10 protein-coding genes are annotated in these 15,329 nt (G+C 70.3%); 7 read left to right on the top strand and 3 right to left on the bottom strand.

Going from position 1 to position 15,329, the window contains the following annotated elements:
- Positions 1-54: 54 nt before the first annotated feature.
- Positions 55-1,152: a CU044_5270 family protein gene (locus ACIA8N_RS15885; protein ID WP_365780571.1), complete on the bottom strand. Its 1,098-nt coding sequence runs from the start codon at positions 1,150-1,152 to the stop codon at positions 55-57.
- Positions 1,149-1,781, bottom strand: a complete 633-nt coding sequence (locus tag ACIA8N_RS15880; RefSeq protein ID WP_365780572.1) for an RNA polymerase sigma factor — start codon at positions 1,779-1,781, stop codon at positions 1,149-1,151. The genes ACIA8N_RS15885 and ACIA8N_RS15880 overlap by 4 nt, the downstream gene beginning before the upstream one ends.
- A 275-nt stretch (positions 1,782-2,056) precedes the next feature.
- Between ACIA8N_RS15880 and ACIA8N_RS15875 the strand changes: the two genes are divergently transcribed.
- The 5 genes from ACIA8N_RS15875 to ACIA8N_RS15855 all read left to right on the top strand — a co-directional run bounded on the left by ACIA8N_RS15875 (position 2,057) and on the right by ACIA8N_RS15855 (position 11,495).
- Positions 2,057-4,249, top strand: a complete 2,193-nt coding sequence (locus ACIA8N_RS15875; RefSeq protein WP_365780573.1) for a discoidin domain-containing protein — start codon at positions 2,057-2,059, stop codon at positions 4,247-4,249.
- Between the two features lie 243 nt (positions 4,250-4,492).
- Complete coding sequence (locus ACIA8N_RS15870; protein WP_365780711.1) at positions 4,493-6,619, top strand: discoidin domain-containing protein; 2,127 nt, start codon at positions 4,493-4,495, stop codon at positions 6,617-6,619.
- A 139-nt stretch (positions 6,620-6,758) separates the two neighbouring features.
- A complete protein-coding gene (locus ACIA8N_RS15865) occupies positions 6,759-7,850 on the top strand; it encodes a DUF1996 domain-containing protein (RefSeq protein WP_365780574.1) in 1,092 nt (363 codons plus the stop codon).
- A gap of 103 nt (positions 7,851-7,953) precedes the next feature.
- Positions 7,954-10,410, top strand: coding sequence for a glycoside hydrolase family 3 C-terminal domain-containing protein (locus tag ACIA8N_RS15860; RefSeq protein ID WP_365780575.1), 2,457 nt, complete (start codon positions 7,954-7,956; stop codon positions 10,408-10,410).
- A gap of 65 nt (positions 10,411-10,475) precedes the next feature.
- On the top strand, positions 10,476-11,495 hold the full coding sequence (locus tag ACIA8N_RS15855; protein WP_365780576.1) for a LacI family DNA-binding transcriptional regulator: 1,020 nt from the start codon (positions 10,476-10,478) through the stop codon (positions 11,493-11,495).
- A gap of 12 nt (positions 11,496-11,507) precedes the next feature.
- Here the strand turns inward: ACIA8N_RS15855 and ACIA8N_RS15850 are convergent, their stop codons facing one another.
- Positions 11,508-12,818, bottom strand: coding sequence for an ROK family protein (locus ACIA8N_RS15850; RefSeq protein WP_365780577.1), 1,311 nt, complete (start codon positions 12,816-12,818; stop codon positions 11,508-11,510).
- Between the two features lie 180 nt (positions 12,819-12,998).
- On the opposite strand from ACIA8N_RS15850, the gene ACIA8N_RS15845 reads away from it, so the two are divergent.
- Together ACIA8N_RS15845 and ACIA8N_RS15840 are read left to right on the top strand one after the other, a co-directional pair.
- Positions 12,999-14,315, top strand: a complete 1,317-nt coding sequence (locus ACIA8N_RS15845) for a sugar ABC transporter substrate-binding protein (protein ID WP_365780578.1) — start codon at positions 12,999-13,001, stop codon at positions 14,313-14,315.
- 11 nt (positions 14,316-14,326) lie between these two features.
- Positions 14,327-15,319 carry a sugar ABC transporter permease gene (locus ACIA8N_RS15840; RefSeq protein ID WP_365780579.1) on the top strand — a complete coding sequence of 331 codons (993 nt, stop codon included), beginning with the start codon at positions 14,327-14,329 and terminating at the stop codon, positions 15,317-15,319.
- The last annotated feature ends 10 nt before the right edge of the window (positions 15,320-15,329 follow it).

Raw genomic sequence — 15,329 nt, 5'->3', positions numbered from 1 at the left:
GCCGACGGACCGTGGAGACTCGAGTCTCCACGGTCCGTCGGCATCCCGGTCGCTTCAGTTCGCGCGCTGGGAGGACTCCCCGGCCTTGTCGCTGATGCCGCGGTTCAGGACGGCGGTCGTGGCCGTGATCTGGCCGGCCTTGGCCCAGGCGGTGTCCTCGACCATGACGCCGCGCTCCCCCAGGAACACCAGGGTGTTCCTGTCGAAGATCCACTCGGTGCGCTCGCCCGCGTGCGTACGGGCGACGGCGACGCCGTGGCGGCCGGAGGCGTCGACAGCGTCGTCGACGACGGTGACGCCCGGGATCCGGGCGGCGGCCCGGTAGAGCGCGGCGCTGACCTCCGGCGGGGCCAGCTGCTCGCGCAGCAGGTCGCCGATGGTCACGAACGCCTGCGCGTCGGGCCCGGGTCCGCTGCCCGCGGTCTCCCGGTAGATCCGCGCCAGCAGCACCTCCGGGTCGGTGGGCAGCGACTCCAGGTAGCGGTAGGTCGGACTGTTGAGGGTGGGGGAGGCGTTCTCCGGGCGGTAGTTCTTCCCGCTGCTCCTGCCCTGGGCGGCGAGGTCCTCCGGGTGGGTGACCAGCTCGATGTCCTGTCCCTTCACCCGCAGCAGCCCGGGCCGGCCGCCGTCGACGGAGTGCCAGATCTCCCGCCGGTGGGGCGCCTCCAGACGCATCACGGGGTCGGTGTCGCTCTGCGACGAGTACGCGACGGTGCTGACGACGTACACGTACTGGCCGTCCCGTACGACGGGCGCGGGCCGGGACGCGGCGACGGTGGCGATGCGGTCCAGGAGCACGGCGGCGGGCGTCGCCGCGGTGCCGCCGCCGGCCCGGCCGGAGCCAACGGCGCTGGGGGCCGAGGCGGTGGGGTACGCGGCGGCCCCGGACGGCTGGTCGAGCGGACCGCCGGTCGCGACGGTCACGGCCGCCACGGCGCCCACGGCCAGCGGAACGGCGGCGAGGACGAGGCGGCGGCGGGGGAGGGCACGGAGCCCGGCGTCCTCTCCGCCCGCCCGCCGGCTCTCGCGCAGCAGGTGGTCCTTCAGGATCTGGTGGCGGCGCCCGGGCAGGTCCCGTTCGGACGGGACCCGGAGCAGCTGGACCAGCTCATCGTGTTCGGCCGGGGTGGGCCGGGACTGCTTGGCGCTCATCGGGTTTCCTCCTGGGCGGTGGGGACGGCGCGAACGTGGTCACCCATTACCTGTCCGCGACCGGGCTCCGAGTTCCCGTTACGGACGGGCAGTTCGGTACCGACGTACGCGTGCAGCTTCTTGCGGGCGCGGAAGAGCCGGGAGCGGACGGTGCCGACCGGGATGCCCAGCGCCTCCGCCGCGGCCGCGTAGTCCAGACCGGACCAGACGCAGAGGGCGACCACCTCGCGCTCCGGCCGGCGCAGGGAGGCGAGCGCCGCCTGCAGCACGGCGATCCGGCCCGCGTCGTCGATCCGCTCGACCAGGTCCTCGGCGAAGTCCGGAAGCGCCTCCTCACGAGGCAGCCGGTTCACGGCCGCCTCGTGCCGCCGGCCGGCCCGGCGGGTGTTCCGCGCGACGTTCGTGGCGATCCCGAGGAGCCAGGGCCGCAGCGAACCCCCGTCGGGATCGACCGACCTCCGCAACCGCCAGGCCTCCAGAAAGGTCAACTGGAGCACGTCCTCGGCCGCCGACCAGTCCCCGGTCAGCCGGAAGGCGTGGTTGTACACCGCCCGGGCGCTGTCGTCGAAGAGCGACCCGAAAGCGTCGGTGTCGCCCGCCCGTATCCGTGCACGCGCACTCATCTCCATGCCCCCGGACTGTCCGCCCGACCCGAACGAGTTCCCGGAAAGTGACGCACGCCACAGAGCTTGCCCGACTGCGGGCCGACGTTCGGACGAGAACGCGCAGGTCGTGCGCCTTCTCGGGCCGGCGAGGCTGATCTGCCCCTGGGCGCACCTCTGTTGGTACTTAAGTCAAGCAAAAAGAAAAGCCTTGTCCGAGATATTGACCGTAACTGTGGCGGCGGGCATGGTTCCGGAGAGCGCTCTCCCATACGCTTCCCTCGCTTCAAGGAGACCCCTTTATGTCCACATTCGGCATGCCTCTGGCGGCCTCACCACCAGCCCGCGGACGCGTGCGGCGCGGTCTCGCGGCCGGGGTCGTCACCGCACTGGCCGCCACGCTCCTCGCGGTGGTCCCGACGACGGCGGCCCAGGCGGCACCGGTGCTCCTGTCCCAGGGGAAGCCGGTGACGGCCTCCAGCCAGGAGCACTACGGAACGCCGGCCGGCGACGCGGTCGACGGGAATCTCGGCACGCGCTGGTCGAGTGCCGCCTCGGACGGGCAGTGGCTGCAGGTGGACCTCGGCAGCTCCGTCGCGCTCAGCCAGGTGGTGCTGCGCTGGGAGACGGCTTACGCCAAGGCGTACCGGATCGAACTGTCGACGGACGGCACCACCTGGTCGACGGCCTACTCGACCGCGACCGGTGCGGGTGGCACCGAGACCATCGCCGTATCCGGCACGGCCCGGTACGTGCGCATGCAGGGCGTGACGCGAGCCACCGGCTACGGCTACTCCCTCTGGGAGTTCCAGGTGTACGGCGGTGGCGACAGCGGCCCGGTCCTGCCCGGCGGCGGTGACCTCGGCCCCAACGTCCACGTCATCGACCCTTCGACACCGAACATCCAGGGCAAGCTGGACCAGGTCTTCCAGGAGCAGGAGTCGGCTCAGTTCGGTTCCGGCCGGCACGCCTTCCTGTTCAAGCCCGGCACGTACGACAACCTGAACGCGCAGATCGGCTTCTACACCCAGATCGCCGGCCTCGGCCTGCGCCCCGGTGACACCACCATCAACGGTGACGTGACCGTCGACGCGGGCTGGTTCAACGGCAACGCCACCCAGAACTTCTGGCGCGGTGCGGAGGGCCTGACCCTCAACCCGGTCAACGGCACGAACCGGTGGGCGGTCTCGCAGGCGTCCTCCTTCCGCCGCATGCACGTCAAGGGCGGTCTCAACCTGGCGCCGAACGGCTACGGCTGGGCCTCCGGCGGGTACATCGCCGACTCCAAGGTCGACGGCCAGATCGGCAACTACTCGCAGCAGCAGTGGTACACCCGGGACAGCTCCATCGGCGGCTGGTCCAACAGCGTCTGGAACCAGACCTTCTCAGGTGTCGAGGGCGCCCCGGCCACCTCCTTCCCGGAGCCCCGCTACACCACGCTCGACACGACGCCGATCTCCCGCGAGAAGCCCTACCTCTACCTCGACGGCGGCGAGTACAAGGTCTTCGCGCCCGCCAAGCGCGTCAACGCCCGCGGCACCAGCTGGGCGAACGGCACCCCTCAGGGTGAGTCCATCCCGCTGAGCCGGTTCTACGTGGTCAAGCCCGGCGCCACCGCCGCCACCATCAACCGGGCCCTCGCGCAGGGTCTGAACCTGCTCTTCACCCCGGGCGTCTACCACGTCGACCAGACCATCAACGTGAACCGCGCCGACACCATCGTGCTCGGCCTCGGCCTCGCGACGATCATCCCGGACAACGGCGTCACCGCGATGAGGGTCGCCGACGTCGACGGCGTCCGCCTCGCCGGCTTCCTGATCGACGCCGGGCCGGTCAACTCCCCGACCCTCCTCGAGATCGGTCCGCAGGGCGCCGGCGCCGACCACGCCGCCAATCCCACCACCGTGCAGGACGTGTACATCCGCATCGGCGGCGCCGGCGCGGGCAAGGCCACCACCAGCATGGTCGTGAACAGTGACGACGCGATCATCGACCACACCTGGGTCTGGCGCGCCGACCACGGCGAGGGCTGGGGCTGGGAGACCAACCGCGCCGACTACGGCGTCCGGGTCAACGGCGACGACGTGCTCGCCACCGGCCTGTTCGTCGAGCACTTCAACAAGTACGACGTGGAGTGGTACGGCGAGCGCGGCCGCACGATCTTCTACCAGAACGAGAAGGCGTACGACGCCCCCAACCAGGCCGCCATCCAGAACGGCACGACGAAGGGGTACGCCGCCTACCGCGTCGACGACTCGGTGAACACCCACGAGGCGTGGGGCCTCGGCAGCTACTGCAACTACAACGTGGACCCGACCATCGTCCAGGACCACGGCTTCAAGGCACCCGTCAAGCCCGGGGTGAAGTTCCACAGCCTCCTGGTGGTGTCCCTCGGCGGCATGGGCCACTACAACCACGTCATCAACGACACCGGGGCGTCCACCATCCCCGCCGGCACCTCCACCGTGCCGTCCACCGTCGTCTCCTTCCCCTGAGACGCCTCCGTCTCACCGGCGTACGGCGGTGAGGCCTTCGATCCCCTTCCGGGCCGGTGATCATGTCCCGCGACCCGGCCCGGAAGGGCCCGTACGACAGCACCGTGCATCCCCCTCCATACGAAGCGCCGCACGCGAGCCGGCCCGGCGGGGCGGCCCCATGCGCCCGGCGTCATGAATCAGCCAGGAGCACACGTGTCCAGTCCCCCCTCCACATCCCCCCGTTCCCTGGGCCGCAACGGAATGTCCCTCGTGACGCTCGGGGCCCTTCTGGCGTCCTCGCTCACCCTGAGCCTGGCCCCGCAGGCACAGGCCGCGGAGACGCTTCTCTCCCAGGGCAAGACGGCCACCGCCTCGTCGACCGAGGGCGACGCCTACGGTCCGGCCGCCGCGGTCGACGGCAACCTGACCGGAACCCGCTGGGCGAGCCAGTGGACCGACGCCCAGTGGATCCAGGTCGACCTCGGCGCGCGCAAGGACCTGAGCCGCGTCGTCCTGACCTGGGAGGGCGCCTACGGCAGGAACTACGAGATCCAGGCGTCCGACAACGGCACCGACTGGCGCACCCTGAAGACCGTGACGGCCGGCGACGGAGGCACGGACGACCTCGCCGTCTCCGGCTCGGGCCGGTACGTCCGCATGCAGGGCCTCGCACGCTCCGGCGGCTACGGCTACTCCCTGTGGGAGTTCCAGGTCTACGGCACCGACGGCGGGACCAATCCGCCGCCGACGAGCGCGGTCAGGGTCACCGGCTCGCAGGGCGACTGGCAGCTCACCGTGGGCGGACAGCCGTACACGGTCAAGGGCCTCACCTGGGGCCCGGCGATGGCCGACGCCCCCCGCTACATGCCGGACCTCAAGTCCATGGGCGTCAACACCGTCAGGACCTGGGGGACGGACGCCTCCAGCAAGCCCCTGCTCGACGCCGCGGCCGGCCAGGGCCTGAAGGTGATGAACGGTTTCTGGCTCCAGCCGGGCGGCGGACCGGGCTCCGGTGGCTGTGTCAACTACGTCACCGACACGACGTACAAGAACACCATGCTCACCGAGTTCGCCAAGTGGGTCGACACCTACAAGTCCCACCCGGCGACGCTTATGTGGAACGTCGGCAACGAGTCCGTCCTCGGTCTGCAGAACTGTTACGGCGGCACCGAGCTGGAGGCCCAGCGCAACGCGTACGCCACCTTCGTCAACGACGTCGCCAAGAAGATCCACTCCATCGACCCCGACCACCCGGTCACCTCGACGGACGCGTGGACCGGCGCCTGGCCGTACTACAAGCGCAACGCCCCGGACCTCGACCTGTACTCGATGAACGCCTACGGCGACATCTGCGGTGTGCGCCAGGACTGGATCGACGGCGGGTACGACAAGCCGTACATCATCACCGAGACGGGCAACGCCGGTGAGTGGGAGGTGCCCGACGACGTCAACGGCATCCCCGACGAGCCGACCGACGTCCAGAAGGCCGAGGGCTACACCAAGGCCTGGGACTGCATCACCGGGCACCGGGGCGTCGCCCTGGGCGCGACGATGTTCCACTACGGTCTGGAGCACGACTTCGGCGGCGTCTGGTTCAACCTCCTGCCCGACGGGCTGAAGCGACTGTCGTACTACGCGGTCAAGAAGGCGTACACCGGCTCCACCACAGGAGACAACACCCCGCCGGTCATCACCAACATGACCGTCACTCCGGCGTCCGCGGCCCCGGCAGGCCGTGAGTTCACCGTCCGCGCCGACATCCGCGACCCCGACGGCGATCCGGTCACCTCCAAGATCTACCTGAGCGGAAACTACGCCAACGGCGACAAGCGGCTCGTCGACGCGCAGTACCGCTCCCTGGGCGACAACACCTTCGCCGTCACGGCGCCCGAGAAGCTCGGCGTGTGGAAGGTCTACATCCAGGCCGAGGACGGCCGCGGCAACGCCGGCATCGAGACGAAGTCCGTCAAGGTCGTCGCCCCGCCCGTCACCGGCACGAACATCGCCCTGAACAGGCCCGCCACCGCCTCCTCCGCCCAGGCCTCCTACGGCGACTGCCCCTGCCCCGCCTCCAACGCCTTCGACGGCAACACCGGGACGCGCTGGGCCAGCGACTGGAGCGACCCGCAGTGGATCCAGGTCGATCTCGGCTCGGCCAAGCCCATCCGTACCCTGCAGCTCGTCTGGGACCCCGCCTACGCCAAGTCCTACGAGGTCCAGGTCTCCGACAACGGCACGACCTGGCGGACCGTCCACACCACCACCACCGGCAACGGTGACATCGACACCATCGAGGCCGCCACCACCGCCCGGTACGTCAAGCTCCAGCTCACCGCCCGCGGCACCGGATGGGGCTACTCCCTCCACGAGTTCGGCGTCTACAGCTGACGAGCCGAATTCCCATGACGGGTGGCGGGGCCTGCCGCTCGGCTCCGCCACCCCGGCACCACCGCACGGGAACCCAGCGCACCAGTCGCGTGGCGTGTCCGCGTCCGCGCGAAACCATCCCCATGGGCAGGAGATCCCCATGAGACCGAGTCCGAAACGACTCCCCGCACTCCTCCTCGGCACGGCCCTCATCGCCAGTGTCCTCGGCATCGGCACCATCGCCTCCGCCGCGGACACGGACAACAGCACCCCGCCCGCCGCCGTAGCGGCCGACGCCCACAGCGGACACGTCATGGCCGCCTCCACCCAGGCCTCGGGCGACGACGCCGACGGAGACGGCTACATCCCGGCCGTACCCCAGGTCACCGGTGTCATTCCGTCCACAGCCACCCCGCCGCCGGCCTACCACCACGAGTTCCAGGCCGGCTGCGCCGTCACCCACACCGCGCCGGACGACCCGATCGTCTACCCCGGCCAGTTCGGCAAGTCCCACGACCACACGTTCATGGGCAACACCTCCACCAATGCCGCCAGCACCACCGGCTCGCTCTACGGCGGGAACACCACCTGCAAGGCGCCCGCGGACGCCTCCGCGTACTGGATGCCCTCGCTGTACAAGGGCGACCAGAAGATCCTGCCCGTCGGCCCGCAGGTCATCTACTACAAGGCGGGCGTCACCGACTACCGGAGCGTGCGGCCCTTCCCCAAGGGTCTGCGGTTCGTCGTCGGCAACCCGATGCAGAGCGCCCAGGAGTTCCGCGGCCACAAGGGCTTCGTCGAGGGCTGGGAATGCGGTGACAGCTTCTTCAACAACGACATCCCGGCGAGCTGTCCGAGCCGGCCAGACGTCCAGCTCAACCTGCGCATGCAGGCGCCCAGTTGCTGGAACGGCCTGTACCTCGACACCCCCGACCACCAGAGCCACATGGCGTACCCGGTGGTCAAGCCCGGCACCAACGACAACATGTGCCCGGCCTCCCACCCGGTCGCCCTGCCGATGATCGAGTTCAAGATGGCGTGGCCGGTCAACGGCGACATGTCCCAGGTCCGCCTGGCCAGTGGCCGCGGCTACTCCTTCCACTACGACTTCTTCAACGCGTGGGAGGAGCGCACCCTCAAGGCCCTGGTCGACCACTGCATCGTCGGCGGCCTGCAGTGCGACACACGGGGCTTCGACCTCTACCGCCCCGAACGCGGTGCCGTGCTGAACGCGGACCACCGTCTGCCCTGACCGGGCCGACGGTCCCGCCGAAGCCCGGCCGCCCCCGCTCACCCCGGGGGCGGCCGGGCCCTCGATGGAGAGCGCGCTCTCCCGGAAAGAAGCAGGGAAAGCCATGCGTGAAGACATGCTGGACCGATTGGTCGAGAAACTGAGCCTGGAACAGAAGGTCCGCCTCCTCACCGGCTCCACGACCTGGAGGACGGCCGCCGAGAAGGCGATCGGACTCAGGGAGCTGGTCTGCTCCGACGGACCGGCGGGCGTGCGAGGGGAGGCATGGGACGAGCGGCGCACCTCCGCGCTGCTCCCCTCCGCCTCGGCCCTCGGCGCGGCCTGGGACGAACACCTCCTGTCGGACCTGGGAGGACTGCTCGCCTCCGAGGCCGTCCGCAAGGGCGTCGACGTCGTCCTCGCACCCAATCTGAACCTGCACCGCACTCCGCTGGGCGGGCGCCACTTCGAGTGCTTCTCGGAAGACCCCGAGCTGACCGCCCGTACCGGAGCCGCGCTGATCAGAGGAATCCAGTACTACGGAGTGGCCGCCACCGCCAAGCACTTCGTCGCCAACGACTCCGAGACCGACAGGCTCCACGCCGACGTCCGCGTCTCCGAGCGGGCCCTGCGCGAGGTCTACCTCGCGCCCTTCGAGGCAGCCGTGGAAGCCGGTGTCTGGCTGGTCATGGCCGGCTACAACGGCGTCGACGGCACGACGATGACAGCGCACCCCCTCCTGTCCGAACCGCTCAAGGGCGAATGGGGCTTCGACGGGGTCGCCGTCTCGGACTGGGCCGCAGTCCGTACCACCGAGGAGCCGGCCCGGGCAGCGCTCGACCTGGCGATGCCGGGCCCGCGGGGGCCCTGGGCGACCGACCTCGTCCGAGCGGTGGAAGACGGCCGCGTCCCTCGGGACGCCATCGACGACAAGGTGCGCCGCCTCCTCAGGCTCGCGGCCCGCGTCGGCGCGTTCGAGGAGCACCGTCGGCGCCGTCCGGGGCCGCGGAACGCCCGGCCGCTGCTGCGGCGTGCGGTCGTGGCGGGGACGGTGCTGGTGCGCAACGAGGAGATCCTGCCTCTCGACATCGGTGCCCTGTCGACGGTGGCGGTCATCGGTGAACACGCCGCGTCGCCCCGTGTACAGGGTGGTGGCAGCGCCGGTGTGTTCCCCTCGGCGGTGGTCACACCGCTCGACGGCATCCGCGCACAACTACGCGGCCGGAGCCGTGTGGTGTACGCCCCGGGCCCCACCTCGAACGTACCCCCGCCGCCGCTGGACACCGACCGGTGCACCGATCCGCGGTCGGGGGAGCCCGGTGTGCTGCTTCGCTGTCTCGACGTCGAAGGACGTGAACTGTACGCCGAGCGGCGGCTGTCGGGCAGGCAGCTCGAACCCGAGGCGGTCCCCGGCGCGCACACGGTGGAGATCAGCGCGCTGCTCCGGCCCGAGACCACCGGAACGTGGACCTTCGGCATGGGCGGCTTCGGCCGGATGACGCTCACCGTCGACGGGCATGCCGTCCTCGACGGAACCTACCCCTGTGAGACCGACGATCCGGCGATCGTGCACGTCACCCCGCCCCTGCGCACCGCCCGGGCGCACCTGGAACGGACGCGCCCCGTTCTCCTCGTGGCACGTCGCGAACTCGCCTCCGGCACCGGCCGTGCCACGGTCGTCGCCGCCGCGCCACCGGCCCGCGACTCGGCGGCCGCCCTCGCCGAGGCCGTGGACGCGGCCCGCGGCGCGGACGCCGTGATCGTCTTCGTCGGCACGACCGAACACAGCGAGACGGAAGGGTACGACCGCACGGACCTCTCCCTCGGCCGCCCTCAGGACGACCTCGTACGCGCGGTCGCCGCCGCCAACCCCCGAACCGTCGCGGTGGTCAACAGCGGAGGCCCGGTCGAACTGCCCTGGCGCGGCGAGGTCGGCGCGCTGCTGCTCGCCTGGTTCCCCGGCCAGGAGGCCGGTGCCGGCCTGGCCGACATCCTCTTCGGCCGCAGCGAGCCGGGCGGCAGGCTCCCCACCACGTGGGCGGCCTCCCTCGCCGACGCGCCCGTCACCCGCACCCGTCCCGTCGACGGCCGGCTCGACTACACCGAGGGCCTGCACATCGGGTACCGCGCATGGATCCGCGCAGCACGTGAACCCGCCTACTGGTTCGGGCACGGTCTGGGCTACACCACCTGGAGCTACGAGCACGTGGAAGCACCGGCGCGGGTCGTGATCGGAGCTCCGTTCACCGTCCGGGTCGGACTGCGCAACACGGGAAGGCGTCCCGGACGTGAGGTCGTCCAGGTGTACATGGCTCGACCGGAATCCAGCGTGGAGCGCCCCGCCCGATGGCTCGTCGGCTATGCGGCGGTCCACGCCGACGCGGGTCGAACGGTGACGGCCGAGGTGACCGTCGTGCCGCGCGCGCTGCGGCACTGGTCTTCCGCGGAGCGGGCGTGGCGGACCGAATCCGGGCTTTACCGGATCATGGTGGGACGTTCGGCGGGAGCCATGGAATGGAACGCGGAGATCGTCGCGAGCGGCTCAGCGGTGGTCGACGCCGAAGGTTCGCGCCAGGCATAGGGGGGTGCGCCGGAACGGAACCGGGGAGCCGCCGATGAGTGGGCACCGCACGTTACAGTGCCCGAATGACCAAGCGGGGGCCCACTCTGGAGGACGTCGCCCGGGAAGCAGGCGTCTCCCGGGCGACGGTTTCGCGCGTCGTGAACGGGGTCCGCAATGTGGATCCCGGGATCCAGGACGTGGTCCGCCAGGCCATCGCAACCACCGGGTACACCCCGAACGGTGCGGCGAGGTCCCTGGTGACGCGACGCGCGGATACCGTGGCCCTGCTGGTCTCCGGCGCGGGAGACGGCTTCGCCGCCCGTGTGTTCGCCGACCCGTTCTTCGGCCGCATCGTCAGCGGTGCCGTGACGTACCTGCGGGGCCGGGCCATGCACCCGGTGCTGATGTTCGCCGAATCGGACGAGGCCAGAAGGCAGGTGGTCGACTACCTCCGCCGGGGAAGCGCGGACGGTGCCCTCGTCGTCTCGCTCCAAGCCGACGACCCGCTGCCGCAGATGCTTCTCCACGCGCGGGTCCCGGTCGTGCTGTTCGCCCGCCCTCCGCAGCCGTTGCCGGTGAGCTACGTGGACATCGACCACTACCAGGGCGGCCGGCTGGCCGCCGAGCACCTGCTCGCGCGGGGGAGCCGGCGCCTCGCGGTGATCAGCGCGCCGCAGGACCTCCCGGCCGGCCGTGACCGGCTCGCCGGCTTCCGTGACGCCCTCGACCACGCCGGCCGGGGCCCGGTGCCGGTCGTCGAGGGCGCGTTCACCCTCGACAGCGGCGCTGCGGCGATGATCCGCATCCTCGAGGAACATCCCGAGGTCGACGGTGTCTTCGCGGCCAATGACCTGATGGCCCAGGGCGCCTGCCAGATCCTGCGCGAGCAGGGGCGGCGCGTACCCGATGACGTGGCCGTGGTCGGGTTCGACGATTCCAGTATCGCGGTCACGTGTCGGCCACCGCTGACGACGGTACGTCAGCCGGTCGAGAAGATGGCCGCCGCGATGGCGGAAGCGCTGGCTGGCCATCTTCAGGGGTCGGCGAGCGGGCAGACGTGCGTGGTCTTCGACCCTGAACTCGTCGTGCGTGAGTCGGCCTGAGAACGAGCAGTTTCACTGTGCCGCCCGTTCCCGGAGCGATGTCTTCCACGCCGGCGTCGTCTCCTCGGGCTCCGCCGGCTCCCGGCGGCCTCCCTGGGCGAAGAAGTCGGCGAGCGGCAGGATCGCCGCGCCGACCGTGACGGCGTCCGGTCCGAGGGTGCCGAGTTCGATGCTCGCGTGGGAGGCGGGGTAGGAAAGGGCGCAGAGGGTGGCGTAGTCCCTGACGCTGTCGAGGAACCGGGTACCGAGCTGAAGGCCCGCCCAGCCTCCGACGAGTATCCGCTCGGGCTGGAAGAGGTTGATCAGATCGGCGAACCCGGCGCCCAGGTACTCGGCGGTCTCGTCCAGGACGGCGAGTGCGGTCGTATCGGCCTCCGCCCCGGGGGTGGACGGGTGGGCGGCGGCGAGAAGCGCGGTCAGCGCCGTCTCCTCATCCGCGTCGACCGGAGGGCAGCCGCCTGCCTCACGCCAGCGCTCCAGGAGCGCCTCCGCTCCCGCGTAGGCCTCCAGACAGCCCTGGGCGCCGCAGCGGCAGCGGCGCCCCCGCACCTGGACCTTCAGATGTCCCCACTCGACGGCCCGGGCGGAGCGCAGGTCGTCGCCGACGACGCACGCGCCGACCCCGGAGCCGAAGAGCACCACGACGGCGCTGCTCGCTCCGCGTCCGGCGCCGAACCACATCTCGGCCTGACCGAGCGTCTTGGCCCCGTTGTCGATGAAGTACGGCACCTCCTGCGGCAGCGGCACGGACTCGCGCAACAACCGTTCCAGGGGCACGGCATCCCAGCCGATCGTCTGCCCGTGCACCACCGCGCCGTCCTCCGGTGTCCTGGCGACGATGCCGGGGACGCCGACGCCCACGCCCAGCAGCTGCGCGGGTTCGATCCCCGCCCGTCGGACGACCTCCTCGACGGAGTCACGGACGTGTGCGACCACGACGGCGACGTCGTAACGGTCCTCTCGGCGCGGCCCGTTCGCGGCAAGCGGCTTCTCCACGCGCGCCAGCTCGGTGAGGGCCATGTCGAAGAGTTCGACCCGGACCCGCGTCTCACCGACGTCGACGCCGATCATGTAGGCACTGCCCTGGCGGATGCGCAGGAGGGTGCGGGGCCGGCCGCCGGCGGAGTCGACGCTGCCGGCCTCCTCCACCAGGCCGTCCGCGACCAGTTCCGCGACCACGTTGCTGACGGACCCCGAGCTGAGGCCCGTGACCGGCCCGAGTGAGAAGCGGCTCAGGGGTCCGTCGAAATACAACCGTTGCAAAACCGCGGTGCGGTTCTCCCTCCGCAGGTCACGCACGGTACGACCGCTGTGCACTCTCACCGGACACCCTCTTCCCTAGGCCCTATGCGCAACATACCTCTGCGGCACCTCTTGACGCGACCTTCTCCCGAGGTTTAACTCACATCCTAAATTAAGTCGAGAGGCCGGTAGGGGCCCCTGTGGGACGCGGCTTCCCCCTCCCTCGGCTTTCACCTTCCCCTGATAAGGACTCGAGGACCCATGCGCAGAATCAGAGTCGCAGCCGTCGGTGCCGTCACCCTCTCCCTCGTCCTCACGGCGGCTGCCTGCGGCGGCGGTTCGACCGGCGGATCGGGATCCAACGAGCAGCCCAAGACCCTCACCTACTGGGCCTCCAACCAGGGCGCCAGCATCGAGGTCGACAAGGAGGTCCTGCAGCCCGAGCTCGACCAGTTCGAGAAGGAGACAGGCATCAAGGTGAAGCTGGAGGTCGTCCCCTGGGCAGACCTCCTGAACCGGATCCTCACCGCCACCACCTCGGGCCAGGGCCCCGACATCCTCAACATCGGCAACACGTGGAGTGCCTCCCTGCAGTCCACCGGGGCGCTGCTGCCGTGGGACGCGAAGAACTTCGAGGCCATCGGCGGCAAGGACCGCTTCGTCGAGTCCGCGCTCGGCTCCACCGGTGCCGCCGGCCAGGACCCGGCCGCCGTGCCGCTCTACTCCATGGCCTACGCGCTCTACTACAACAAGAAGATGTTCAAGGACGCCGGCATAGCGAAGCCGCCGACCACCTGGGACGAGGTGGCCGAGGCCGGCAAGAGGCTCAGCGCGAAGGGCAAGAACGGCATCGGCGTCGAGGGCTCCAACCTCTCCAACAACATCCACCAGGTCTTCGTCCTCGGCAAGCAGCACGGCGCCGACTTCTTCACCGCCGACGGCAAGCCCGACTTCACCTCCGACGGAGCCGTCGCCGCCGTCAAGCAGTACATCGACCTCATGGCCGCGCAGAAGATCGTCGCCCCCGGCAACGCCGAGTACGCCCAGAACCAGTCCCTCAGCGACTTCGCCAAGAACAAGACCGGCATGGTCCTGTGGCAGACCCCCCAGCAGACCTTCTCCGCGCAGGGCATGGGCCCCGACGAGTGGGGCGTCGTCCCCGCCCCCGTCCCGTCCGGCAAGCCCGGCCAGGGCAAGCAGACCAACTCCATGGTCGCCGGCATCAACATGGCCGTCTTCAAGAACACCAAGAACCTCGACGGCGCGCTGAAGTTCGTGAAGTACATGACGAGCGACGAGGAGCAGATCGCCCTCAACAAGGCGTACGGTTCGGTCCCGCCGGTCAAGAGCGCCCAGAAGGACGCCGCGTTCGCCGACCCCTCGCTCGCCGTCATCCGCGACACGCTCGCCACCAGCGCCACCGCGCTGCCGCAGGTCCCCGAGGAGTCGCAGTTCGAGACGGTCGTCGGCACCGCGGTCAAGGAGCTGTTCGCCGACGCCGCCGCGGGCCGCGCGGTCACCGCCGAGTCCGTGCGGGCCAAGCTCGAAAAGGCCCAGCAGCAGATGCCCAAGAAGTAGGCCGCCCCGCCATGACCGAAACCGCCGTCGCTCCCCCGAGTGAGCCGGCGGTGCGCAAGGCCACCCCCGGAGAGGCGCGCCCCCCGCGCCGCTCCGGGCGTCGCCGCATCGCACTGCCGTACCTCCTGCTCCTGCCCGCCCTGCTCCTCGAACTCCTCGTCCACCTCGTCCCGATGCTCATGGGCATCACCATGAGCTTCCGCGAGCTCACCCAGTTCTACATCCGCGACTGGTCCGAGGCGCCCTGGTCGGGTCTGGACAACTTCAGCGTCGCGATCGACTTCGACGCCCCCGTCGGCCAGGCGCTGCTGAAGTCCTTCCTGACCACGTGCCTGTTCACCGTGTTCTCCGTGGGCCTGTGCTGGCTCCTGGGCACGGCCGCCGCGATCTTCCTCCAGGAGAACTTCCGCGGCCGGGGCTTCCTGCGGACCCTGTTCCTCGTCCCGTACGCGCTGCCCGTCTACGCCGCCGTCATCACCTGGGCGTTCATGTTCCAGCGGGACAACGGAGTCATCAACCACGTCCTGCACGACCAGCTCGGCATCGGCGACAGCCCCGCCTTCTGGCTCATCGGGGACAACAGCTTCTGGGCCCTGCTGATCGTCTCGGTGTGGAAGGGCTGGCCGTTCGCCTTCCTCACCGTCATGGCGGGACTCCAGAACATCCCCCGGGACATGTACGAGGCGGCCGCCCTCGACGGCGCCGGCGTGTGGAAGCAGATCCGGCACATCACCCTGCCGTCGCTGCGGCCGGTCAACCAGGTCCTCGTGCTCGTCCTCTTCCTCTGGACGTTCAACGACTTCAACACGCCGTTCGTGCTCTTCGGCAAGGCCGCGCCCGAAGCCGCCGACCTGATCTCCCTCCACATCTACCAGTCGTCCTTCCAGACGTGGAACTTCGGCACCGGCTCGGCCATGTCCGTGCTGCTCCTGCTCTTCCTCCTCGTCGTCACGGGCGTCTACCTGCTGCTCACCGCCCGTGGAAGGAAGGCCACCGATGCCTAGGCACGCCCAG

The organism is Streptomyces sp. NPDC051822 (assembly GCF_044452745.1).
Classification (GTDB): Bacteria; Actinomycetota; Actinomycetes; order Streptomycetales; family Streptomycetaceae; genus Streptomyces.
Note: the sequence above shows the minus strand (reverse complement) of the source record. Positions and strands in the feature narration are given on the sequence as shown.

Coding starts and splice junctions, on each gene's coding strand:
- ACIA8N_RS15885 (WP_365780571.1), bottom strand. CDS start 1,152: ATGAGCGCCAAGCAGTCCCGGCCCACCCCGGCCGAACACGATGAGCTG.
- ACIA8N_RS15880 (WP_365780572.1), bottom strand. CDS start 1,781: ATGGAGATGAGTGCGCGTGCACGGATACGGGCGGGCGACACCGACGCT.
- ACIA8N_RS15875 (WP_365780573.1), top strand. CDS start 2,057: ATGTCCACATTCGGCATGCCTCTGGCGGCCTCACCACCAGCCCGCGGA.
- ACIA8N_RS15870 (WP_365780711.1), top strand. CDS start 4,493: ATGTCCCTCGTGACGCTCGGGGCCCTTCTGGCGTCCTCGCTCACCCTG.
- ACIA8N_RS15865 (WP_365780574.1), top strand. CDS start 6,759: ATGAGACCGAGTCCGAAACGACTCCCCGCACTCCTCCTCGGCACGGCC.
- ACIA8N_RS15860 (WP_365780575.1), top strand. CDS start 7,954: ATGCGTGAAGACATGCTGGACCGATTGGTCGAGAAACTGAGCCTGGAA.
- ACIA8N_RS15855 (WP_365780576.1), top strand. CDS start 10,476: ATGACCAAGCGGGGGCCCACTCTGGAGGACGTCGCCCGGGAAGCAGGC.
- ACIA8N_RS15845 (WP_365780578.1), top strand. CDS start 12,999: ATGCGCAGAATCAGAGTCGCAGCCGTCGGTGCCGTCACCCTCTCCCTC.
- ACIA8N_RS15840 (WP_365780579.1), top strand. CDS start 14,327: ATGACCGAAACCGCCGTCGCTCCCCCGAGTGAGCCGGCGGTGCGCAAG.